The 24,192-nt window shown below is 58.6% G+C and carries 14 protein-coding genes; 3 read left to right on the plus strand and 11 right to left on the minus strand.

The genetic code is table 11. The features are described 5' to 3' along the window. Positions 1 to 36 precede the first annotated feature (36 nt). From bcsC to bcsR, 6 genes are read right to left on the minus strand one after another with little or no spacing between them, the layout of a single operon-like run. Positions 37 to 3,534, minus strand: a complete 3,498-nt coding sequence (bcsC, locus tag OVA10_RS02020) for a cellulose synthase complex outer membrane protein BcsC (protein WP_268195081.1) — start codon at positions 3,532 to 3,534, stop codon at positions 37 to 39. Then, positions 3,516 to 4,622, minus strand: a complete 1,107-nt coding sequence (bcsZ, locus tag OVA10_RS02025; RefSeq protein WP_268195362.1) for a cellulose synthase complex periplasmic endoglucanase BcsZ — start codon at positions 4,620 to 4,622, stop codon at positions 3,516 to 3,518. Before bcsZ ends, bcsC begins: the two co-directional genes overlap by 19 nt. A gap of 6 nt (positions 4,623 to 4,628) precedes the next feature. Continuing rightward, a complete protein-coding gene (gene bcsB / locus OVA10_RS02030; RefSeq protein ID WP_194513745.1) occupies positions 4,629 to 7,061 on the minus strand; it encodes a cellulose biosynthesis cyclic di-GMP-binding regulatory protein BcsB in 2,433 nt (810 codons plus the stop codon). A 10-nt stretch (positions 7,062 to 7,071) separates the two neighbouring features. Further along, on the minus strand, positions 7,072 to 9,690 hold the full coding sequence (gene bcsA, locus OVA10_RS02035; RefSeq protein WP_268195084.1) for a UDP-forming cellulose synthase catalytic subunit: 2,619 nt from the start codon (positions 9,688 to 9,690) through the stop codon (positions 7,072 to 7,074). Then, complete coding sequence (bcsQ, locus tag OVA10_RS02040; RefSeq protein WP_100778489.1) at positions 9,687 to 10,439, minus strand: cellulose biosynthesis protein BcsQ; 753 nt, start codon at positions 10,437 to 10,439, stop codon at positions 9,687 to 9,689. The genes bcsA (OVA10_RS02035) and bcsQ overlap by 4 nt, the downstream gene beginning before the upstream one ends. 11 nt (positions 10,440 to 10,450) lie before the next feature. Further along, positions 10,451 to 10,639, minus strand: a complete 189-nt coding sequence (gene bcsR, locus OVA10_RS02045) for a cellulose biosynthesis protein BcsR (RefSeq protein ID WP_100778488.1) — start codon at positions 10,637 to 10,639, stop codon at positions 10,451 to 10,453. Between the two features lie 178 nt (positions 10,640 to 10,817). On the opposite strand from bcsR, the gene bcsE reads away from it, so the two are divergent. The 3 genes from bcsE to bcsG are packed head-to-tail and all read left to right on the plus strand — an operon-like array spanning position 10,818 to position 14,243. Continuing rightward, positions 10,818 to 12,380: a cellulose biosynthesis c-di-GMP-binding protein BcsE gene (gene bcsE / locus OVA10_RS02050; RefSeq protein ID WP_102105270.1), complete on the plus strand. Its 1,563-nt coding sequence runs from the start codon at positions 10,818 to 10,820 to the stop codon at positions 12,378 to 12,380. Next, on the plus strand, positions 12,377 to 12,571 hold the full coding sequence (gene bcsF, locus OVA10_RS02055; RefSeq protein ID WP_100778486.1) for a cellulose biosynthesis protein BcsF: 195 nt from the start codon (positions 12,377 to 12,379) through the stop codon (positions 12,569 to 12,571). Before bcsE ends, bcsF begins: the two co-directional genes overlap by 4 nt. Beyond that, on the plus strand, positions 12,564 to 14,243 hold the full coding sequence (bcsG, locus tag OVA10_RS02060; RefSeq protein WP_100778485.1) for a cellulose biosynthesis protein BcsG: 1,680 nt from the start codon (positions 12,564 to 12,566) through the stop codon (positions 14,241 to 14,243). The genes bcsF and bcsG overlap by 8 nt, the downstream gene beginning before the upstream one ends. Before the next feature lie 67 nt (positions 14,244 to 14,310). Here bcsG and OVA10_RS02065 read toward each other — a convergent pair whose 3' ends face one another. The 5 genes from OVA10_RS02065 to bcsA (OVA10_RS02085) are packed head-to-tail and all read right to left on the minus strand — an operon-like array spanning position 14,311 to position 24,190. Continuing rightward, entirely contained in the window at positions 14,311 to 15,303 is a 993-nt protein-coding gene (locus OVA10_RS02065) for a glycosyl hydrolase family 8 (protein WP_268195364.1), read from the minus strand. Positions 15,304 to 15,310: 7 nt separating this feature from the next. Further along, positions 15,311 to 15,790: a cellulose biosynthesis protein BcsD gene (gene bcsD, locus OVA10_RS02070; protein ID WP_123429838.1), complete on the minus strand. Its 480-nt coding sequence runs from the start codon at positions 15,788 to 15,790 to the stop codon at positions 15,311 to 15,313. Beyond that, entirely contained in the window at positions 15,790 to 19,815 is a 4,026-nt protein-coding gene (locus tag OVA10_RS02075) for a cellulose biosynthesis protein BcsC (RefSeq protein ID WP_268195088.1), read from the minus strand. Before OVA10_RS02075 ends, bcsD begins: the two co-directional genes overlap by 1 nt. Continuing rightward, positions 19,812 to 22,094 (minus strand): cellulose biosynthesis cyclic di-GMP-binding regulatory protein BcsB, encoded by a 2,283-nt coding sequence (gene bcsB, locus OVA10_RS02080; RefSeq protein WP_268195090.1) that lies wholly within the window; start codon positions 22,092 to 22,094, stop codon positions 19,812 to 19,814. Before bcsB (OVA10_RS02080) ends, OVA10_RS02075 begins: the two co-directional genes overlap by 4 nt. Further along, positions 22,091 to 24,190, minus strand: coding sequence for a UDP-forming cellulose synthase catalytic subunit (bcsA, locus tag OVA10_RS02085; protein WP_107702658.1), 2,100 nt, complete (start codon positions 24,188 to 24,190; stop codon positions 22,091 to 22,093). Before bcsA (OVA10_RS02085) ends, bcsB (OVA10_RS02080) begins: the two co-directional genes overlap by 4 nt. Positions 24,191 to 24,192 lie beyond the last annotated feature (2 nt).

Consider the following 24,192-nt stretch of genomic DNA (forward strand, 5'->3'; position numbering starts at 1 on the left):
AAGAGAGCCTAAGAGGTGGATTAAAGATAAATCCGGTTACCAGTCCGCGTAAGGGATCAGCGGTTGCGGAGGCAGGTCCATATCGCCCTGCCAGCCCTCAGCCGAGTAGCGCACGTAAATTAACGCATGACTCGGGGTGTAATCTTTCGCCTCCTGAATATCAACGCCCAGACCGACAAACCAGTTTGAGGTCACGCGACGTTCGATAATCGCCCGCGCGGTATAACCGGTACCGGACGAGCTGCTGCCATTTTCCGGCTCTTTTTTGTCGGAATACATCAGGTTGTCATCGATATCGTAGTGATTATCTGGAATCAGCCCCTGAATCGGGTAACGCATTCCGTCTTTGGTTTTGGAATGCGACCAGGAGACCGACCCGCCCAGCTCCCATGACCAGTTTTCGGTGCGTTTACGCCAGGTGACCGGCAGCGCGAAGGAGACATACTCCTGCGGGCTGTAGTAGCCGCCCTGTCCCAGAGAATAGGCACTCAAATCTTTGTCGTAATGCCAGAGCATATTCGACACGCCCACCGTCAGACGCTCGTTGTTGTCGTTGATAAGCTTATAGTAATAGCCGGTCATCCAGCGAATACGCCAGTTATCCTCGACGTTTTTGCCCTGCAAAGCGTCCATATTCAGGCTTGACCAGACGCCGTTCGCTTCGCCTTTGTCGTAACTGACGCTGACGCCACCGCCGGTTGCGCGCACGCCGCCCCAGGTGGTTCCCGTGTTCGGGTCTTTTTGTCCGGCGAAGGCCAGCAGTGAGCTGGAGATCGGGCGACGATGGGCATTCAGGGTGTAACCGATCGGGCCGAGATCGTTGCTGTAGCTCAGGCCGCCGACCACATCGACGACGTCAAAGCCCATCGGCGTGGTGCCGATGTCCATTTCCCAGGTTTTGTTCTGCCAGCCAACGGCCACGCTGGCGCCGTTTTGTTTCTGGCTGGTGTTGCCGCTACACGGCGTCGCCGCACAGGTCCCCCATTTCGGGTCGTAGGTGCCACCGTTGGTATCGAAGGAACCTGCGTTCATGTTCACCATGTCGCTTCGGAAGAACATCCGTCCGTCCGACAGCGGCGCATCCACGTGCAGCATGGTGGTGTGCGCTTTCAGGTCGGAATACCCGCCCGTACCGCTGGAACCCCAGTAGTCGTGCTGCAGCGTGACATTCACATCCTGCTGCTTATAGAGATCCGCCGCATCGCTGCGCACGCCGCGTTTCAGCCAGTCGTCTTTTTCGTCATTGCGCGTCAGACGGGTGAAGCTGTCGTTATCTTCAGGGCGCGACGGGGTGACGCCGGAGGCCACCATTGCATCTTTGTAGGTTTCCAGCGCCTGCTGCGGCTGGCCGCTTTGAGCCTGGAAGTTAGCCGCATCGCGCAGCACCAGAGCGCTTTCCATCGACGGTGGCTGCGATTTGGCCTGCGGAATAATTTTGCTATAGGTCTGCTGTGCGGCAGTCGTATCACCGAGATCGGCATGCACCCGCGCGATGCGACGCTGCGTGTTGATCGACGTCGCCTCACCGTTCTGCCCGGCGGGCAGTTTGGCAAGCTCAGCGCGGGCAGCGTCTTTATTGCCTTGCGCGATATAGACTTCCGTCAGGCCGAGCAGGGCGTCAACATTTTGCGGTTCACGCTGCAGGACAGTGTTGTAGGCCGCAATGGCCGACGAGTTATCCCCGCGCTGCTGCGCCCAGTCGGCCAGCGTTAAATCGATACGTGAGGAGGCAGGCTGCTGGCGCAGTAACGTTTCGGCATCCCGCTCCTGGCCGCTTTCACGCAGGCGATTGGCGGTTTCCAGCACCTGATCGCTTTGCAGGCGGTTAGCCAGTTCCTGAATATTGCCGCTCCATTGCTCGCGCGGCAGAGTGTTCAGGTGCGCAAGGGCCGCGCGATCCTGATTGTTACCCGAAAGATATAACCCGTAGGCATACACCTGCTCCGGATCGGCCGGTTTTTGGCTGGCCAGCTGGCGCATAAGCGTATCCGCCTGGCTGTGCTGTCCGGCACTGTAGAGGTCGCGCGACAGGCGATAGGTAATCCACACATCGCCCGGCGAGAGCGCCAGACGGCGGCGCTGAATTTCCGCTGCCTGTGCAAATTTACCCTCGTTCTCCAGCTGTTCTGCCTGCTGGGATAATCTGTCGTTGGTCAGGCTGCGTTCGATATCGTCGATACTGCGACGCTGGCTGGCAGAGAGCGAGCGGATAAACTGGTCGGCTTTTTCCGGCGATTCCGCACGGTAGATATTCGCCAGCCCGCGCACCGCGTTGCTGTTGCCGCTGTCCATCCGCAGGGCCTGGCGGTAGAAACGCTCGGCGGCGGCGTTGTCTTTGCGCGCGACGGCGGCGTCACCCAGCCCGAGCACCGCGTAGCTGTCGGTATTATCGACTGTGCGCGCCTGCTGGTAGTAACGTTCTGCCTGCGCGACATTGTTGGCTTTCAGCGCGGCATCGCCCTGCTGGATCAGCAGCCAGTAACGGTTCACTTTCAGCAGGCTGTCCCATTTCCCCCGGTTATCACTCTGTGGATCGAGGGCAATGGCTTTTTCAAACTGTGCAACGGCGCGGGCACGATCGCCGCGCTGGGAGTAGGCCTGGCCCAACGCGCCTACGGCTTCGCTGTCGGTGTGATTGGCGTTTACCGCCTGCTGCAGGTCAGATACCGCTTTATTGCCCTGTCCTGCCTCCACGGCGGCCAGCCCTTCGGCTTTGGCGCGGAACGCCGGATCGGCCAGCTGTTTTTGCTGAGCTTCCAGCTGCGAGCGGGCGGCGGTGACGTTATCGCCCGCGCTGAACACCTGCAGATAATCCTGGAGCGCTTTTACGCTGCCGGCGCTGACCGGCAGGTCTTTGATCTGCTGATACCAGATATCAGAGGCCGCATCGCGCCCGGCGTTTGATCTCGCCATCTGCCTGAGGACGGCAAAGCCCTCATCGCGACGGCCGTTTTTGAATAACAGCTGGGATAACGAGTTCTGCAGCTCGGTATTGCCAGGGCTGCTGAGGTTAATTTTTTTAAGCTGATTAATAGCCTCGTTGCTGCGGGCAGGATTTTTAGCCACCACGTTCCAGTATTCCGCCGCCAGAACGTCGTTCGGCGGATCGCCAGCGAAGATTTTATCGTAGGCGGCAATCGCTTCCTGAGTATGGCCCGTTGTGGCCAGCAGGCGCGCCTGCTGCAGATCCTGACGTCCTTCTGGGGTCGAGAGCAGCATCGCATTGCGCGACGCTTTATAGGCGCTGGAGCTGGGCGCAAGCCCTTTGAGACGGTCTAACTCTTTTTGCGCCCCGGCGTTATCACCCTGACGCAGCAAATAGCGGAAACGCGCGGCGACCACATCCGGATTGTTGGGGTCGATCAGTTCAAGACGATACAACGACTGGCGAACCAAATCCTCGCGGTTGGTCGATTCGCCCAGGCGCACCTGTTCCAGCAGCTGTTGCTGCTGCGGAGAATTGGCGGCCTGCGCCAGCGGCATCAGCGTCAATCCAAGGGATAAACTGAGTAAACTTAATGAGAACTTGCGCATTCCTGGCCCCAGTCAGGGTGTAATTCACCCTTTGCGGTGAAACGAAAACGGTGCTGATCCCATCCTTGTCCAAACAGGGTCAGTACGTAGCTGTAATAGGCGTCGTTACCGGGAAAATGGTCGGCGACACGCTGACGTTGTACCGCTTGTGCATCGCGGTTTTGTAAAAACGGCAGCAGTGAGGCGGAGAAACCAACCGGGCCATTACCCGTGGTTTTACCGCTGGCGACATCGACTTTCTCAGGGGGAACGCCTTTTTTTGTTGTTAGCGTCGCCATGGGTTTAAAACGCGCCAGCAGCCGTGCTTTCTGCGGGTCCCGGTCGTGCAACATGCCCGCCCAGAGATAGACGCGAATCGCATCGTAACTGCCGATAAACGTTTTTTCTGGCTTCAGTTGCCAGCCCTTATTTTTTTGATATTGCACCCAGTCGGGTGAGAACCCTTTTGGCGCGGTTTCCAGCAGCAGGCGCAAATTGGTTTCACGAAGCGTAGTCCAGGGTGCGCCAAAGCGGGTGAAATAGTTCGCCAGCTGCGGCGGGAGATAGCTTGGGTTAAAGCGCCAGGATTTCTCTTCGGCAAAGCCGACTTTACCGGGCAGCAGCATCAGCCCCAGGCCCGGCACTTTTACCACCTCTTCAGTGGCGATGCGCTTGAGCAGCGCTTTCCCGGTGGCGGTGTACTCTGGCGCTTTCCACAGACGCCCCGCCTCCAGCAGCGACCAGGCAATCCAGATATCGGCATCCGACGCTGAATTGCTGTCGATCACCGCCCAGGCGTCTTTCTCTTTCATTCCCCACAGCCAGGCGGGAAGATGCTGGCTCAAATCGCCCTGCGCGAGGTTGTCGCGCGTCCAGCCGAGCAGGCGATCAAAGGTCTGACGATCGTTCGCCGCGAGGGCAAAAAACAGCGCGTAGCTTTGCCCTTCCGACGTACTGATTTTGCGCGCGTCACTGGGATCAATGACGCGCCCGCCTTCGCTGATATAGTCCTTTTTAAACTGCTCCCATGCAGGCCAGGTGCAGGCGGCGCGAACGTTCGTCGCCGCCATTACCACCATAGCCATTACGCACCAGCGAAACCCTTTCATCACCGGTTACTCACGATCCGAATGCAGACGACGACGGCTGATAATACGCAGCAGACGCCACATCACCCACGCGAGCAGCACGACGCTTATCGCCGCGAAGACTGCCAGCAGCACCGGATGGTTTGCCAGGGCATACCACATACGCTCGAACCACGGCAGATGACCGACGTAGTAGACGTCACCCACGCGCAGGCTGTTCACGCCTGACTCACGGATTACCGCGACCGAACCAAACATCGCGGCGCGCTTACCGCTGTCATTCATCGCGCCATTCAGCAGCTCATACCCGCGCGGGCTGTCTGCCAGCAGGGCGATGACGCTGCGCTGATCGTTGTAAGGAGACTGGAAGCCGACAATCGCTGCCATCGGTCCCTGGGAGCTGATGTTTGTCTGAACGCTCGCTTCGCGGTCGGCCATATCCGGCATGATGCTCGGGAAGGAGGTCTGGCGCAGCGGTGTGTTCACCCAGGACTCGGTCGCATGGACCAGCAGGTCGATACGTTTATCGTCTTTCAGCTTATCCGGGATGGTGCCAATGAGCATGATATCGGCGTCTTTACCCTGAATCTGGCTGCCATCATCCGTCAACGTGACGTTCAGCGCCGGTAAACCGGTTTGTGCGCCAACGGACGCCATTGCATCAAGCAGCGTCGCCACCTGGCCTTCGTTAGGTGTTTTTGGCATCACAACGATGGTTTCAGAGAGGTCGGCCATACGGCTGAACGGGAAGCTGGCGTTAGCAAAAGCGCGCAGATCCGGCAGGGCGATAAAGTGATAATACTTCGAGAAGTCGATGGTGGAGTCATCGCCGATGACCACATGATTCGCCACCGGCTGGAAGGTGATGCAGTTATCCACCGAGCCGCCAGGCATTGGGTTCATGTACTGGAAATCAAAGCGTAACTGGTTCACCGCCCCGAGTTTCAGCGCCGGAATGGAGACGTCCGTTTTGCCGTCCAGCAGACCCTGAAGGACCGGCAGACGCAGCAACAGCTTGTTGGTGTCCTGGCTGCTGGTCAGCGGGAAGGATTGCAGGAACTGGTTGTTCAGGCTGATATCCATGCGCGAGCTGTCTTTCGTTGGCGGCGCGGTATAGCGATAGTTCAGATTGATATCGATCCCGTTGCTGCGCAGGAGATAGAGATCCGGCGGCAGGTTCAGGGAGACGTTAATCGCAGATGGCTCAAGCCCGGTAGACTGGAGCTGCTCTTCATAGGTTTTCAGTTCGCCGAAGGTCACCGCGCGATCGGTGCGGATCCAGTTTGGCGCATCGTAAGGTTTACGCGCCAGCAGCGGTTTCACGTCGCCAATAGCGACGCTATTGCCACGGAACAGCACGTTCCCCTGGGCAATGCCTTTCGCCGCCTGGACCAGATCTTTATCATCGCGACCAAATACCACTAACAATTTCACATACGGCTTATCCGGATGATTCATCATTTCGACGGTCGGGCCTTTCACCTCAGGGTGATCGCGCAGGAACGCCGGGCGTTTGTCGTTGGTGGCAAACACGATAGCGTTTCTTTCCGGCAGCTTGTCGAACAGTACCGGGAAGCTCTGCCCGCGCCAGCCAGAGCGGGAGCCAAACCACGAGGTGACGATGGTCGCCGCCTGCTGTTGCGCCACGTCCGGTGAACCGGCAAACACCACCGGCAGGTTCAGCTCGCGGTTATCGCGTGGATCAAAGAACGGAATCGGGAACGCGGAAAGGTCATTTTTGACCGCCAGCGTCTGGTACGTCATGTTCAGGGAGGAGTTACGACCGACGTCCATCCACAGAGTGCTGCTGGCCGGGTTTTCGCAGACGTCGCGATAGTGGCCGACAAATTCGAGGCGCACGCGGTTAAAGTCGGTGATAAACAGCGGGTTGATCGGCACCTGCGCCAGGGTTTTCTTGCCCAGCTGTTCTTTGGTGACCGGCAGTACGCCCATCAACTCGTCATTGAGGTAGACCTTCAGCTGGGACTGAACCGGCAGCAGGGACGGCGATGGGGTGTATTCCAGATTCAGCAGCGCGCTGGAGACCACTTCATCGCTGCGTATGCCAAACTCAACGCCACCGTTCGGGTTGATCCCGCGCAGGATCATGCTGCCCGGAGGCGGCGCAATCTGCGCAAACGTCAGCTTCACGTCACGCGACGGAACGTTATCCGCAACGATAGGCGCATTCGCACCGTTCACGCCTGGCATCACCTGACCAACCGCCTGCGCGCCTGTCGGCGTTCCCGGCAGGGTGTTCCCCTCCGTTGGCTGATTAGGCACCACGTTTTCGGTTTGCCCAGGTGCTGCGGTAACCACCGGATCCGTCGCTTGCGCCACGACAGGCACCGTCGGCGCAGGGGTTTGCGTCGAATTTTCAGGCGCCGCCTGAGCCATCATTGCGGGCAGCGAACTCATCCCAACCGCCACAGCACATATCCAGGAAAGTTTTCTTTTCATCGCGTTATCATCATTGTTGAGCCATAACCGGGTCCGGTTGTTGTTTCGCCTCATCCCGCTCAGGGCGACGAGGGATAAACGACACCACCCAGGAAACCAGCGAGGTAAGTGAACGGAAAATTATTTTCACTGACGGCGGAGCGAATTCTGCAAGGTGGCGATAACCACGGAACCCCAACTTCAGAATATCCAGCAGACTTTCCAGCGGCTTATCTTCCGGGAAGCTATCCTGCCAGAGTGCCCACGTATCCGCGCGGGCAAAGGTACACTGTACAAAATCAATATGTTGCTTCTTGGTGAGCGGCATCAGCTGCAGCCCCACTTCATTGCCCAACACACGCACAACCTGCGTCGGGAAGACGTACTCCTGCTGGCCGCGCTTGAGCAGCAATTTCACCTTCTGCCCTTCGAGCACTTTCGCCTGGCCGTTAATCTTGATGCCTAACCCCCCGTCGGAGAAGTCATGGACGGTACAGGAGAAGAGATGGCCATCTTCACGGGCAATCGCCGCAGGCATGGAGATTTCAACGCGATGGGAGCGACGAACCTGTTTGCTCTCCACCGATACCGCCACCGCGCCGCCGAGAATGATCAGGTTGTAGAAGACCCATGCGAGGCTGACGAAGACCGTCAGCACTTCGTTTTCCGGGCCGTAGAAGTAGCGCCAGATCCCCACCATCACGCCGAAGATATTCAGCAGGACGAGGAAAATGTACGGGCGGGAGATCACCCAGTCGACGTACTCCTCTTCCACCAGCCCGCCTTTTGCGGTGACGTTGAATTTGCCTTTATGCGGGTTAATCAGCGCCACCAGCGTTGGCGGTGCGATGTACCAGGCCAGCACCGTTTCGTAGATTTCACTCCAGAACGAATGGCGGTATTTCCCCTGAATTTTCGAGTTGGTCAGGCTGGCGTGGATCATGTGCGGCAGAACGAACAGGGCAATCATCAGCGCCGGGGCAAAGATGATGTACGCGTGCAGCAGCAGGAAGGCCAGCGGTGCCGTCAGGAAGATCAGCCGCGGGATACCGGACAGGAAGTGGAACATGGCGTTGACGTAGCAGAGACGCTGCGCGAGCTTCAGCCCTTTACCCGTCAGCGGGTTATCGAGACGGAAAATCTGCACCATTCCGCGCGCCCAGCGAATACGCTGGCCAATGTGGGCGGATAACGATTCCGTCGCCAGCCCCGCCGCCTGCGGAATACGCATGTATGCCGAGGTGTAGCCGCGACGGTGCAAGCGCAGAGAGGTGTGCGCATCTTCGGTGACGGTTTCCACGGCGATACCGCCAATTTCATCCAGCGGTTTACGGCGAATCACCGCACAAGAGCCGCAAAAGAAGGTGGCATCCCACATGTCGTTCCCGTCCTGCACCAGCCCGTAGAACAGCGTGCCTTCGTTAGGCGTTTTGCGAAAACGCCCGAGGTTGCGCTCGAACGGGTCCGGCGAGAAGAAGTGGTGCGGCGTCTGCATCATCGCCAGCTGTTTCTCTTTGAGGAACCAGCCCATGGTCATCTGCAGGAACGAGCGCGTCGGGACGTGGTCGCAGTCAAAAATCGACACGAATTCGCCCGTGGCATACTTCAGCGCGTTGTTGATGTTCCCGGCTTTGGCGTGCTCGTGGGTAGTACGGGCGATGTATTTCACCCCCACGCTGTCGGCGAACTGGCGAAACTCTTCGCGCCCTCCGTCGTCCAGAATCCAGATAGTAAGCTTGTCTTTCGGCCAGTCGATACCGAGAGAGGCGTAGATGGTGTTTTTCACCACGTTCAGATCTTCGTTATAGGTCGGAACGAAAATATCCACCGTCGGCCACTGGGCGGTGTCTTTCGGCAGCGGAACCGGCTGGCGATTCAGCGGCCAGACCACCTGGAAATACCCCAGCACCAGCACTACCCACGCGTAAGTTTCCGCGAACAGCAGGACCAAACCGCAGGTCAGGCTCACCGGGTCATCCCAGTTCAGCGTCGAGGTATAGCGCCACCAGATGTAGCGGCAGGAGACGGTCAGGGAGAGCACAATCAGCATCAGCGCCGAGAAGCGCCCAGGAATACGCCGCACCAGCAGGGCCACGCCCCACAGCAGAATCAGGAAGATAAACTGCGCCAGCGGGTTAAACGGCTGAGTGATACAGAGCAGCGCCAGAATGAGCGAGAAAACGACGATCACCCCGAGAATAAAACGCCGCAAGCCGGGATGCAGATGCCCCAGCTCTTTATGCGAATCGAGATGGCTGGTCTGGTCGCTGAAGCGCTCAGGCAGTGTTTCCAGCCACTGATGGTAACGCCCGCGCACGTTCTTAAAGCGACTGTACGTGCGCCAGCGCGGTTCGGTTTTTTCGCGTTTCGCCTGACTGACGATAAGCCATAACGCCTGAATCGCGTAGCGCGCCGGATCGAGAGGGCGCGGGCGATCAGGGTCGAGATGCGGATAAAGCTCGCGATGGCGTGCACGAATACGCTGCCAGCGTGGATGTTCGAGTGGGATGAACATCCAGGCCAAAATCACCCAGAAGCAGCCCAGCGCGGCGCTAAAGGCAGACGCACCGTGACGGCGATAATTCCGGTAACGCTCGCTTAAGCGCGTGCTAACGGGCGGGATGAGGAGCGCGTTGGACAGCCGGCTCATAGGCCTCTCCCGGCAGGCTCCGGGCGTCCGGTATAGTGCAACAGGCACCAGTTCGCCAGAGTGAGGATCTCTTCCGCCGCCAGAGAATCGCTACGGTATTCGCCGAGCGGCTGTTTGGATGCCATGCACTCGGCGATGGCTTCATCGCGATGAATGACCATCGGCAGCAGACGACGCTGGCTTTGCAGCCAGACCTGGTAGAGATCGTCCTGAATTTGGCTGTTCAGGCGTAAATCGTTGATCAGAATATGCGCTCCGTTCGGGAGCACCTGCTGATGCAGGCGAACATGGCAGTTGGCATCCGCGTTCACAATCGTCAGCGTGTGATCGCAGTGTTCGATTAACTGGCGGGTGAGCGGTGAGAAGCCGCTTGGGAGATCGAGCAAAATCCACTGGTAGTGGCTTTTTTCCTGTAACAGCTGCAATGCATCGGCAAAATAGCCCAGCGTGCCATAGCGGGTGTAAATGGACTCTTTTTCGCTCGCGGTCAACTGGCCGAACGGCAGGATATCGAGCTGCGACGTGTAACGTTGTGCGGTATCTCGCCAGTCGCGACCGTCGAGCAACGCCCGCGCCCAGCCATCAGAAGTGTCAAAGTCAACGTTAAAAGACATCCGCAGCAAATTATCGGGACAGGCATCAATAACCAGTACCGATTCGCCTAATATCTGTAATGACCATCCCAGCGCTGCTGTTATTGACGTCGTGCCAACACCGCCACGAATGCCCTGTAATCCAAGTATGGCCATCAATGGCTCCCTTATTGTTGACGGGCAAATTCAGCTAATAATGGCCAGCGTTTAATCGCCGCTGCCAGCTGTTCTCGCTGTGAAATATCGGTGTAGTCTATTTCAGGCAATGAGAAAGCCTGGCTTAACGCCAAAAAATCATTTTGGAATGTGTACCCAAGGCCAGAATCAACCGGCGTTGTTGGTTCGTTATTATGCATTTTAGTTTCATTCCTTTATTAATTCTCAACGAACAACAGAGGTAGTTGCACGGCTTCCTGCCTGCGAAAATTCATTCATATGCTAAATCTGATGGTCTTTAATTTCAATGTTAGGTTTATTTCTGAGCTTTCGCTAGTAAACTGAGATACAGGTAAATTAGTCGCGAAGAGGGACACCGTGAACCCCATATTTTCAGTTGGTATCCAGTCATTATGGGATGAATTGCGCCACATGCCAGCCGGCGGAGTCTGGTGGATCAGTACGGACCGCAATGAAGACGCTATTAGTCTTGTGAATCAAACAATTGCAGCGCAAGAGAAAAGTGCCCACGTTGCTGTGGTGACCATGGGTGAGGACCCTAAAGATATCATCAGCCTGAGTAATGAACAGGGGCCAGATAAAGTACGTCTGTTTTCCATGCCAAACCAGGAAGATGGTCTATACTTTTTGCCCCGCGACATTCAATGCAGCATCGATCCTCATCATTATTTACTGGTGCTTAAATGCGCGAACAATACCTGGCAAAATATACCCACAGAAAAATTGCGAGTCTGGCTGGAAAAAATCAATAAATGGGTGCGCGATCAAAATTGCACGCTGCTGGTGATCAGTCCTGGTAGTAATAATGATAAGCAGTTCTCATTTTTAATGAGTGAATATCGTTCCCTGTTTGGTTTGGCCAGTACGCGCCATCAGGCCGACAGCCATCTTTACGATATTGCGTTCTGGTGCAATGAAAAAGGGGTGAGCGCCCGACAACAGCTGACGCTGAAGCATATTGCTGGCGAGTGGCATGTCGCCCAGCAGGAAGAAACCGTCGTTCAGCCACGAAACGATGAAAAACGCATACTGAGCCACATCGCTGTATTAGAAGGCGCCCCTGCCCTCTCTGAATATTGGTCTTTGTTCGAAACCAACGAATCGCTGTTTAATGAAGCCCGCACCACGCAGGCCGCGACGATTGTCTTTTCACTGACACAGAATAATCAGATTGAGTCGATAGCCCGACAGATCCACACCCTGCGTCGCCAGCGCGGCAGCGCACTGAAAATCGTGGTCCGTGAGAACAATACCAGCCTGCGCGCTACCGACGAGCGCCTGCTGCTCGGCTGCGGCGCGAACATGGTGATCCCGTGGAACGCCCCGCTTTCTCGCTGCCTGACGCTCATTGAAAGCCTCCAGGGTCAGCAGTTTAATCGCCACGTCCCGGAAGAGATCTCAACGCTGCTCTCCATGACCCAGCCGATGAAGCTGCGCGGCTACCAGAAATGGGATACCTTCTGCGACGCGGTGAGCAACATGATGAGCAACACGCTGCTGCCCGCAGACGGTAAAGGGGTGATGGTCGCGCTGCGTCCGGTTCCGGGTATCCGTATTGAGCAGGCGCTGACGTTGTGCCGCCCGAACCGTACCGGGGATATCATGACCATCGGCGATAATCGCCTGGTGCTGTTTTTGTCCTTCTGTCGCATCAACGACCTGGATACTGCCCTTAACCACATTTTCCCGCTGCCAACCGGAGATATCTTCTCCAACCGCATGGTCTGGTTTGAAGACAATTTGATCAGCGCCGAAATTGTGCAGATGAAACAGCTGCAGCCGGAACAATGGGGTAAACCGCTGCTGGTCGCGAGCGACAGCAAACCGGTGCTGAACGCCACCCACGACGGACACGTTTGGCGTCGCGTCCCTGAGCCGCTGCGTTTGCTGAGTGATGCAGAGGAGAGGGCATCATCATGAACAACACTGACATTATTCAGCTCGTGATCCTGTGCGCGATCATCTTCTTCCCACTTGGCTACTATGCGCGCCATTCATTACGCCGTACCCGCGATACGGTAAGACTGCTGTTTGCAAAACCTCGCTATGTTAAACCAGCTGGAACACTGAAACGGGCTTCACACGTCAAGGCAAACCGAAAACATGACTAATTCTACCTATACTGCTTCGGCACCTTCGCCGCTTTGGCAATACTGGCGCGGCCTGTCCGGCTGGAACTTCTATTTTCTGGTGAAATTCGGCCTGCTCTGGGCGGGCTATTTGAATTTCCATCCGCTGCTTAACCTGGTGTTTATGGCATTTTTGCTGATGCCCATTCCGAACCTGAAGCTGCACCGCCTGCGCCACTGGGTAGCGATACCGATTGGCTTCGGGCTGTTCTGGCATGACACCTGGCTTCCAGGCCCGGATAGCATCATGAGTCAGGGCTCGCAGGTGGCGGGCTTTAGCAGCGATTATCTTCTCGATCTGACCGAACGCTTTATCAACTGGCAGATGATTGGCGCCATCTTCGTGATGCTGATCGCATGGCTGTTCCTCTCCCAATGGATCCGCATCACGGTGTTCGTGGTGGCGATTATGATCTGGCTGAACGTCCTGACGCTGGCAGGCCCGAGCTTCTCCCTGTGGCCAGCCGGTCAGCCGACAGAAACCGTGACCACCACGGGCGGCAGCGCCGCGCCGACAGTTGCTACCGCTGGCGATACAGCCGTGATCGGGGATATCCCGGCGCAAACTGCGCCACCTACCTCTACCAACCTGAACGCCTGGCTGTCCAGCTTCTATAACGCGGAAGCCAAGCGTCAGACGAAATTCCCGGCGTCACTGCCTGCCGACGCGCAGCCGTTTGAACTGCTGGTGATCAACATCTGTTCCCTCTCCTGGGCCGATGTGGAGGCAGCAGGTCTGTCGTCTCACCCGCTGTGGTCGCATTTCGATATCCAGTTCAAAGATTTTAACTCGGCCACCTCGTACAGCGGCCCGGCGGCGATTCGTCTGCTGCGCGCCAGCTGCGGTCAGCCGTCGCATAAAAATCTGTATCAGCCTGCGGGCAATCAGTGCTACCTGTTCGATAACCTCGAAAAACTGGGCTTTACCCAGCACCTGATGCTCGGCCATAACGGTATCTTTGGCGGCTTCCTGAAAGAAGTGCGCGAGAACGGCGGGATGCATGCGCCGCTGATGGACCAAACCGGTCTGCCGGTGCCGCTGCTGGGCTTTGACGGTTCACCGGTGTATGACGACACCGCCACGCTGCAACGCTGGCTGCAAACGGTCGGGAAAGAGGAAAACACCCGTAGTGCGACCTTCTACAACACCCTGCCTCTGCACGACGGTAACCACTATCCAGGCGTGAGCAAAACGGCGGATTACAAAGTTCGTGCGCAGAAGTTCTTCGATGAGCTGGATGCGTTCTTTACCGAACTGGAAAAATCAGGCCGTCGGGTGATGGTGGTTGTGGTGCCAGAGCACGGTGGCGCGCTGAAAGGCGACAGAATGCAGGTCTCCGGCTTGCGCGATATCCCAAGCCCGTCCATCACCAACGTGCCCGCCGGGATTAAGTTCTTCGGCATGAAAGCACCGCATCAGGGTGCGCCAATCGAAATCACCCAGCCGAGCAGCTATCTGGCAATTTCCGAGCTGGTTGCGCGTGCGGTAGACGGGAAGTTGTTTGTGGAAGACAGCGTGAACTGGAATCAGCTCACCAGCGGTCTGCCGCAGACGGCGGAAGTGTCTGAGAACGCGAATGCGGTGGTGATTCAGTACCAGAACAAGCCGTATGTACGGTTGAACGGTGGTGATTGGGTGCCATACCCGCAATAAGGTTCAGTAACTCCCCCACCCTGACGACTCTCCGCACAGGAGAGCCGCCGGGGTGGGGAGATCCGTTCTACTGTCCCGCCACCCACACCAGCATCTTGAGGCTCGCCGAATAATAGTCATCCTTCGCCGTAATCTCCGGCTCACTCATCGCCTGCCCCATCGTTAAATCCCTTACCGCCAGCAGGCCACCTTCCATCATGTACGGCGCATAGTCGTTGGTCGTGACATTGACCCAGGCCGGGGTTTGCTCCCGACTGAACTGACCGAACCAGCTGCGCCACGGCGTGAGCTGCGGGCTTTGTGGATTAAACCAGTGCACATACAGCGGAATACGGATCGCATCGTAGCTCATGCGCGGTGGCCACGCTTTCGCGGGCGTCAGCGTGCCGTCTGCGGCCAGAGAAACCCAGTCGGTCGGCAGATTGGCCTTACCGCTTCCCATTTTTCCGAGCAGCGTTTGCCCGTCTTTGATCAGCTCGCGCCACACCTGCAAATGGCTGCGGTCAGCGAACGCCTGCCAGGCGGGGAAGATAAAATACGACGGATTGAGGACCACTTCGCTGTTGAGGTTAAACCCCTGCGCGCCCGGCAACATCACGCGCTGGCCCGCGTAGCGAATCACCGTGTGGGCCACCAGCGCTTTGGTAATGGCATCCGAGGCGGTGCTGTAGCCTTTGTCATGCCAGCGGGCGTCGGCTTTTAACAACGCCCAGGCGATCATCGTATCGCCATCGGTGGCGTCGTTTTTGTCGGTGATCGGGTCCGGCTCGACGGGGTTGTAGCGCCAGTAAAACAGGCCGTTCTCTTTATTTTTTAGAGTCCTGTCGGTCCACTGCCAAAGCTTATCAAACGCCGCTTTGTCGTCGCTCGCCACCGCCATCAGCATGGCGAAACCTTGCCCTTCCGTATGGGAAACGTTGCCGTTTCCGGTATCGACAATGCGACCATCCGGCATTAAAAAGCGCGCCTTATAGCTCTCCCAGGCCTGACCGGCCTGAGAAAACGGCGAAAAACAGAGACTCATCATGGTCGCCAGTGCGGCGCATGCAGGCTTTCTCATCATTTACTCACTGTGGGTTGTGATAACGGAACTGCACGTCCGAAAGGGAATTAAGACGCTCGCGACTCACCGTCACATGCGCTTTCCCGCCCTGGTCCTGCATCCAGCGGACATACAGCCCTTCCAGTATTGCACAGAAGGCGTGACACCAGCGGCTTTGCTGGTCCTCACGACGGCTTACGGGCAGCGCCAGATGGCGCAGGGTGAGGTCGATGTCGGTGGTGTTGATCTCCACGCAGCCCCAGCCAAAACGCGCCAGTTGGGCGTTGATGTTGGCTTCCAGTTCGCCCACCGTTTCTGACGGCGGCAACGGAAACTGTTCGGCCAGCGCCACGCCCATCTGATGCAGGAACGGCTGGCTCTCCAGCTCACCGACGTTACGCACCATGCCGTCAACGATCAGAGCCAGTAGGTCAAACCAGCCTTCCGGCGTTTGCTGCGCGCGAAACCAGCTCAGGATCGCAGGGTTTTCCAGCGTCGTTGTCATTATTTATCTCCCAGCATGTAGCGGAAATAGAGTCCCGCCGTACTTTCGTTATAGCTGCCAAAGGTGTCATACCCGACCTTGCCGCCGATGGTCATGTCTTTGTTGACGTTGTAATCGACCCCGGCGCGGACGGTGTAGCCAATGCCGTTTTCAGAGGTGCCTTTGTAGGTCGCTTCTTTCGCAAAGCCGCTCTCGACGGCCCCTTCCAGCAGTTGCTGCCAGCTGTCGTTAGTCGGGAAGTAGTCGCTGCTGTCCTGGCTGTAAGACTGGTAGCCCACCGAGCCGCCCAGTTTCAGCTTCCAGTTATCGATTTTTTGCGCGTAGTCGATCGGCAGCGAGACGCTGACATAGTTCTGTGGGCTGAAGTATCCGCCCTGGCCGAAGGTAAACTGGCTGAGATTTTTTGAGAAATCCATCCAGCTCATGCTTAGCCCGGTTTTCACTTCGCGGAAGTCGTCGTGGTAAGGACGCAGATAGACCCCGGCGTTCGCATTGATGCTGGTGTTGCTCGCCACGTTTTCACCGAGATAGCTGTAACCACCGCCGCCCGCGTAGAAACCGGCATCGCCGTCGTCATAACTCAGCTGCAGGCTGCCGCCGTTTTTAGTGACGCGCCCCCAGCGTTTGCCGGAATATTTGTCTTCCAGCCCCACGTAAGATAACAGGCTGTCTGTTACCGCGCGGCGCTCTCCGGTCATGATCAGCGACAGGTAATTGGTCAGTTTTGGCGACCATTTCACGCCGCCCACCAGCGTGCTCAGATCCTGTCCCAGCGGCGTGCTGCCGACATCAAGACGATAATCCTTCCCGCTCAGCGCCATGTTCAGCTCCACGCCATTCGCTTTTTGCGCATCCGTAGAGACATCCCCTGGCTGATTGACGTTGGCCTTCAGGTTCGAGGCTTCAAGGTATTCCCCGACTTTACCGCCGTCGTAGGCTCCAAGTTTCGCCAGATTCAGCTGGCCCTCGGAACTCGTCAGGTTAAAGTCGTTGCTGTCCAGATCGCCTAAGCCCACCAGCGATGCAGCACCCGGGTGCGCGGCAAGATAGGTTGCGCGCTCCGTGGCGTTCATCGCTGCAATGGCTTTCTGCTCGTTGGTCGCCGTTGCCACCATGTTCGACGCGGCGTTGGCCAGCGGATTAGAGCCTAAGCGGCGCCACGCGTCACCGCTGGCACTGCCCGCGCTGAGCGTAATGGGCGTCGCGGTGAATTCGAAGCGAGACTCACCAAACGGCGAGCTGGACCAGGTGAGCGGTGCTTTGGCTTCCGTCAGCTTGCTGGTGCCTGATTCGCCATCGCGCCCGCGTACGTCCACCCCGCCCTGCAGCCACATACCGGTCTGCTCGTTCATCTGCTGCATCATCTCATCGACCTGACGCAAGGTGCGGCTCTGGGCCGTCTCCTGCGGCAGATCGGGACGCGTGGTGCCCGGCAGCGTCGAGCCTGGCTCGCGTGCCGTTTGCGCCAGTTGCCACGGCAGCCCGTTATCACTGGAGGCCGTGGCGCCGACCGCCTGAGCAGTGCGGCTGGTACTTACGAACGGGTTATCCGCCAGCAGCAAACCGCCCATCGTCGGCGTCGCCGCGCTGTTGGTGGATTGCAGACCCAGCAGTTTGCCGCGCGCGCTGCGCAGATAAGTCATCGCCTGCTGATGGTTGCCCTGAGCTTCTTCCAGACGCGCCAGTAACACCAGGCGCTCCGGCGAGCTGTTATTTTGCAGCCCGTTGGCAAGTTGCTTCGCTTTCACCACGTTGTCTTCAGCCAGCGCCACGTCGATGGCGCCCGCGCGGGCATCCTGATCCGGCGTATCCCGCGTCATCAGGTAGTCGTAGACCACACCCGCCTCTTTGTTCATTTTGCCGGTCTGATACAGACGCGCCATCGCAAACATCAGGTCGGTATTTTGCGGATCGCTTTGCAGGGCGCGGATCAGTTTGTCATACGCTGCCGCATAGTTGCCCTGCTCGCGCAGCTGGTCGGCTTCGTTGATCACATACCCGTTTCGCACGCCCGCCAGCTGAGTCGGCGTGCTGCGCGCCAGCAGTTCAGGATTCGCGAGGAAGCTCTGGGCTTCGCCGCTCAGCCCGGCCTGATTCAGCACTGACACCTGATCGGCGTAATCGCCCGCGTTACCCTGCACACCCTCACGCATATTGCTGCGCACCACCGCCACCGCGCCCGTCAGATCGCCACTTTGCGCCAGCATTCGCGCCAGTTTCCCCGCATCGGCCGGGTTTTCCGGTGGGCGCGTTGAGAGGGTTTTCAGGGTATTGGCCGCCGCAACGGAATTGCCCTGCGCCAGGTAACGCTCTGCCGTCGCCATTTGCAGGTTGTAGTTCACGCGCTGAGCCAGCTCGCGCATTTGCGGCGTCTGGCTGGCAGGTGAGATGCGCGACAGAATGGTTTGCGACTGCTGCCACGCTCCGTTTTCGCTGGCGAACAGCGCCGCCGCATACAGCGAACTGGCCCCCGCTCCCTGACGAAATGCGGGCTGCATCACCGAAGCGGCTTCGCCGTCGGCACCGGATTTTTGCAGCAAACGTGCCAGATCGAGGCGGAGCCACGGATCGTCCGGCAGACGGGCAATCCCCTCGCGCAGAACCGCGATCGCCTGCTGAGTGTTCCCGCTTGCCGCCGCCTGCTGCGCCTGACGACGAATCGGATCGCCCGGTAAACCGGTTACCACGCGCGGCTGAAGTTTCGCCTGCAAACTGGCGGGCAGCGTGCGCAGCATCGCCTGGGCTTCTGCGGTTTTGTTCTGCTCTTTCAGGACGTAATAGAGATTTTCCCGCGCGGCGCCGTTGTTTGGCTGCTGGTTCAACAGCTCGCGCAGGGTCTGTTCGGCCTGCGGATAATCTTTGTTGTGACGCAACACATCGGCGCGGAACAGGCGAGCCGCCGTGCCGCGCTCACCGCTCTGCTGTACCAGCGGAGCCGAAAGCGCCAGCGCCTGGCTGACATTGCCCTCTTTTAGCGCCTGCTGCGCCTGAGCGAGCTGACCGTAAAAGGCGGCGTCGTCGGCCTGCTGCTGGCGTTCAGTGGAGGCGTCGCCGCCCTGGCTGGCTGCGCGTCCGAGATACTGTGCGGCAGCCTGATAGTCGCCGCTGCGCTGCGCGATGTAGCCCATCCCGGCGAGCGCGTCGGCGTCCTGCGGGTTGGTTTGCAGCACCTGCTCAAACTGACGTCTGGCGGCATCGGTGTTGCCGCTGTTGAGCGCGGTGAAGCCTTCGCCTTTCGCCGCGCCGCCCACGTTTTTGCGGTAGTACGCCTGCACTTCGCTGTCCTGCGGATGGCGTTGCAGCCAGGTGTCGTAGAACTGCTCGTCACCTGCTTTTGGCCCTAACCACAGCAGGGCCTGGCGCAGGCCTGCATCCGCGTCTTTGCTGCCGCTCGCCATCTGCTGCAGTTGAATGATCCCGTCGCGGCGCGTGCTCTCCTGCCAGGTGAGCATTTTGCCCAGCGCCACGCGTGCGGCGTTGTCCTGCGGATTTTGTGCCGCAAAACGCTGCAGCTCGGCCAGCGCCTCTGGATAGAGGGTTTTGTCGCTGCCCATCGTCTGGTAATACTCTGGCGCGAGGCTCGCGGGCGGTGTGTCGCCGTTGAACAGCGTTTTCCAGGTCGCCAGCGCCGCCGGAATGTTTCCGCTGCGCGCCTGCTGGCGAGCCAGCGTCAGCGTGCCCTGCGGAACCTGGGTCATCTGTTTGGCATTATCCAGCGCCTGCAGGCCGCCATCATTTGGCGAGACGTTTGCCAGCCGCGCGCGCCACTGCGCCGCCGCCTGCAAATCGCCGTTTTGCTGCGCCCACAGGGCCATCAGGTAGAGCGCCTGGGTGTTATTGGCATCGACCATCAACACCTTTTTCAGCGACTCGCTCGCCAGATCGTCGTGGGATTTTTCGTGCCAGTAGTTGGCCTGGTCAAACAGCGCCTTCAGCGCCGCCTCGTTTTGCGCCGCCTGCGCGGTGCCGCCAAAGGCCAGCACACCGGAAAGACAGAGGACCGATTGTAAGCTGTTTTTTTTCACTTTCCGCTCTCCGGATTCAGGCGCTTACGCGCACGCTTTTTCAGCCAGGCGTACAAGCCCAGACCGGTCAGCGAACTCATGATCAGACCCAGGATCGCCAGCAGCGCCGAGTGCTGGTTGGCATACCAGACAATCATCATGTGGGCAGGCATTTCACCGCTCGGGAACTGCGAGCCGACGCGGAAACTGCGCACACCGTTTTCGTTGGTAATGATTGCCGCGTCGCCACGAATTCCGGCGTTAATGCGCGCGGAGGTTAAGTCGTCATGCAGGCGCGAGAGCTGGTCGTCGGTGCTGCCCAGCGCCATCACCACCAGGCGGTCGCTGCTCCACGGCGAGCGGAAGCTGACAAACCCGCGCCACGCTTCGTTGGAGGAGAAATAGCGGTCTGCTTCGACGCCGTCGGAGGTCCAGTCGCCCGCCAGCCAGCGCTGCAGTTTTTGCCAGGTCGACGGCGTACGCACGCCCAGCGTGTTGTCGTGAGAGGTAAACGGCGATGCGTTCAGCAGGGCCTGGTTAAAGTCGTGCTGCGCCATACCGCTGACCGCCAGCACATCCCGCGTGCGCAGAAGCTCAAGATTGCCGCCTGCCGTGGGCACGCCGAGCACCACGCGGTTGTTGTACAGCGCGGTGCCGGTGGCGTTACCGGAACGCGCCGCCATATCCAGCAGCGTGGCGATTTGCGTCTCCGTTGGCTGTTCAGGCAGCAGCAGCACCGTCTGGGAGTAGTCCGCCAGACGCGTGAAGGGGAACGACGCGCCGACAAAGTAAGAGAGATTCGGCAGGAGCGAGAAGTGACGCGTGTGGCTGAGATCGATCCACGAGTCTTCATCGATGCGACTCTTGATGTTGTTGTTCAGCAGCACGCTGCACGGCGCGTTCTCTTTCGCCGTGATGTTGAAATAGAGCGAGAGCTGGTTGTCGCCGTAAATCATGTACGGCTCAAGCGGCATATCAAACTTCTCCTGCCGCGCGTCGCCGCCCACTTTGTGCCATAAGGTTTCCAGCGCGCCCTGTTTGTTCACCGGCAGATTGTGCAGGAAGGTGTCGTTAAGAGTCATGCTGAGCCAGGACCGGTTTTCGTCAATCCAGCTCTCCGTCGGGAAACGGTAGCCGATGTGCAGCGGAATGGTTTCCCCGTCCCAGAGGAACAGGTCCGGCGCGGCGCGGAAGGCCACCCGCAGCGGCGCATGCCAGATCCCGGTGACGGTCAGGCTTTGATCCTTGCGGATCAGCTCCGAGAGCTTCACCGGACGATCCGTTGGGATCCAGCGCGGCGCATCGTAAGGCTTGCTCGTCGGGATCGTCTGCGCGGGGATCGAAATGCTGGCGGTTTGCAGGGCAAAGTTGCCGCGCGTCAGTCGCCATGCCGCCGTGCGCAGCGCCGCGTCGTCGTTCCCGACGACCAGCAGCAGTTTGTACACCGGGTTCGCCGGGTTATCGATCACCTGCAGCATCGGCTCGGTGGATTGCGGCAGCGTCAGGCCGCCGATTTTGTCACCCGGATGGCCAATCAGAATGCCGTTTTTCTCCGGCAGGGTGTCGTGCAACGCCGCGAAAGAGACGCCGCGATAATCAGCCTGAATCCCCAGCCAGGAGGAGATAAGCGCCGCTGCGCTGAGTGCGTCGCTGCTGAGCGTGGGAGCGAAGGCAAAAGCGATGGCCGCAGGCGTCATCTGCATACTGTCGAAGAACGGGCGCGGGAAATGGCTCAGGTCCGAACCGATATCCAGCTGCTGCCCTTCCAGCTCGAAGCGGGAATCCGGCAGGATGGTGACGCGATATTTATCCGACAGATCGCGCTGGCACTGCATCGCGTCGCCGTCATTGATCTGCAGGCTCAGGTTATTGCTGGAGACCAGCAGCGCCGCCGGAATATCCAGCTGGAAGCGTGAGATATCACTGTCCGCCGCGCCCAGAGGTACGGTACCCAGCGGCTGTCCGTTGAGCATCAGCTGCAGGGTGGCGTTACGTGTCGCCATCGCTGGCGAGACTTTCAGGTTCAGTGAGAGCTGGGCGTTGGTGATCACCTGATCGACCGGCAGGGTGAAGTTCATTCCCCCCTGAAGCTGGCCGCCGCTCAAGACCAGCCCCTGCGGCTGGCCCATCTGCGCCACAGTGATGCTGTTCACCGTCGAAGGGACAAAAGTCGGCAGCGCAGCCGCCGTTGGCGCAGGCATCTCGACCGGTAGCAGCGAGGCGACGGTGGTCTCTTCACTGTGGAGCGGCAACGCAAACAGGGATGCCGCAAGCAAGGTGAGTTTTGTCAGCTGTTTCATGCGTTGCCGTCCTCCTGCACCTGCGCTTGCGCACGTCGGTTTTCCCGACGCGTTTTCCACGTCAGCCAGAAGAGATCAAACACGCAGCGCACAATGGTGAACAGCGAACGGAATGGGTTGTCCTGCGGTTTCGGTGGCTGGATCCACGCATCTGCACGCGCGAGCACCACGCGCACCAGCTCACGGCGGCGCGCCAGAGGAATATCTTCGAACATCAGGCGGATAAAGTGTTCGTCCGTCGCGACAACGTTGACCGGAATGCTGATTGCGCCTGATTGCAGCAGCAGCTCGACCTCTTCGATGTCATCTGTCAGATGGCGATCGTCCGGCAGCTCTACGCGACAGCCGCCCATCGACAGGTCGGCGGTCTGGCTACGGGAGGAAATCCCGCTGGCATAGTGGATCAGCACCGGAATTTTGACCTCGATGCGGATGGTTTTGCGCGTCTGGCGCGTTTCCCGGGCGACGGCAATCGCCGCCAGCAGGAAGATCAGGCTGTAGAGTCCCCAACCGACGTTCAGGGCGATCACGCTCGGATCAACGCCGTAGTAGTCGTGAGCGCAGGCGCGGACGATACCGGCGATGACGCCAATGCCCAGCAGGATCGCAATCACCAGGTGCGGGCGCACGACGCGGAAATCGAAATAACCGACGTTAAGCAGCGCCCCTTTGTCCGTTACGTTGAACTTGCCGCGCTTCGGGAAAACCATGGTGACCACGGTGGGCAGTACCAGATGGAACGCCAGCACCAGGTCATAGATTTCGCCCCAGAAGCTGTAGCGATAGCGGCCGTTCATGCGCGAGTTCAGGTAAATCGCCAGGAACAGATGCGGCAGCGCGTAGGCAAAGACCAGCCCCGCCGAGGAGTGGATGATGTTGAGGTTAAACAGCAGATAGGCCAGCGGCGCGGTCAGGAAGGCGATGCGCGGCAGGGCAAACTGGTAGTAAAGCATGGCGCTGAGGTAGCACAGACGCTGCTGGATGGTCAGCCCGCGGCCAAAGAGCGGGTTGTCCAGACGGAAAATCTGCGTCATCCCGCGCGCCCAGCGCGTACGCTGAATGACGTGCAGCACCAGACGTTCGGTTGCCAGGCCTGCTGCCAGTGGAATATCGAGAAACGCGGATTTCCAGCCGAGACGCTGCATTTTCAGCGCGGTGTGGGCATCTTCCGTGACCGTTTCTACCGCGAAGCCGCCGATCTCCTCCAGCGCGCTGCGACGAATCACGGCACACGAACCGCAGAAGAAAGTAGCGTTCCAGTTGTCGTTGCCCTGCTGAATCGGGCCGTAGAACAGCGTCCCTTCGTTCGGGATATTGCGCCCGACGGAGAGGTTACGCTCGAACGGATCGGGTGAGTAGAAGTAGTGCGGCGTCTGCACCAGCGCCAGCTTCGGATCTTTCAGGAACCCGCCCACGGTGGCCTGCAGGAAAATGCGCGTGGCGACGTGGTCGCAGTCAAAAACGGTGATCAGCTCGCCCTGGGTGAGTTTCATCGCGTGGTTGAGGTTGCCCGCTTTCGCATGGGAATTGTCATTGCGCGTGATGTATCCCACGCCGACATCTGCCGCAAAGACGGCAAACTCGCGACGCTTGCCGTCATCGAGCAGGTAGATCTTCATTTTGTCGCGCGGGTAGTCGATACATTGCGCGGCAAGGACCGTATCGCGCACCACGTCCAGCGATTCGTTATAGGTGGGGATGTAGACGTCGACCGTCGGCCAGAGCGACATGTCATCCGGCAGCGGCACGATCTCGCGCTTGAGCGGCCAGATGGTTTGCAGATAATTCAGCAAGAGCAGGACCCAGACGTAGACCTCTGCCAGAAAAAGACCCATCCCGAGAATGGTCTCAATCTCAGAATTAAAATGCAGGGTTTGCGTCAGGCGGAAATACATATAGCGGGTCGACATCAATAATGACATCACCACCATAATCACGGAAATACTGCGTCTTTTGCTGAAGCCCATTAAAAACAGCAGGCCAATGCTAATAAAGCCAAAGATATATTGTTTCTGGCTGTCCATTGGCGTGATGACGATCAGCAGCGCGACGGGAAGCATTGCCAACGTCAGCAAAATATAAAGAAACTTTTTCATAG

This window comes from Lelliottia sp. SL45, from assembly GCF_026672535.1.
Classification (GTDB): Bacteria; Pseudomonadota; Gammaproteobacteria; order Enterobacterales; family Enterobacteriaceae; genus Enterobacter; species Enterobacter nimipressuralis.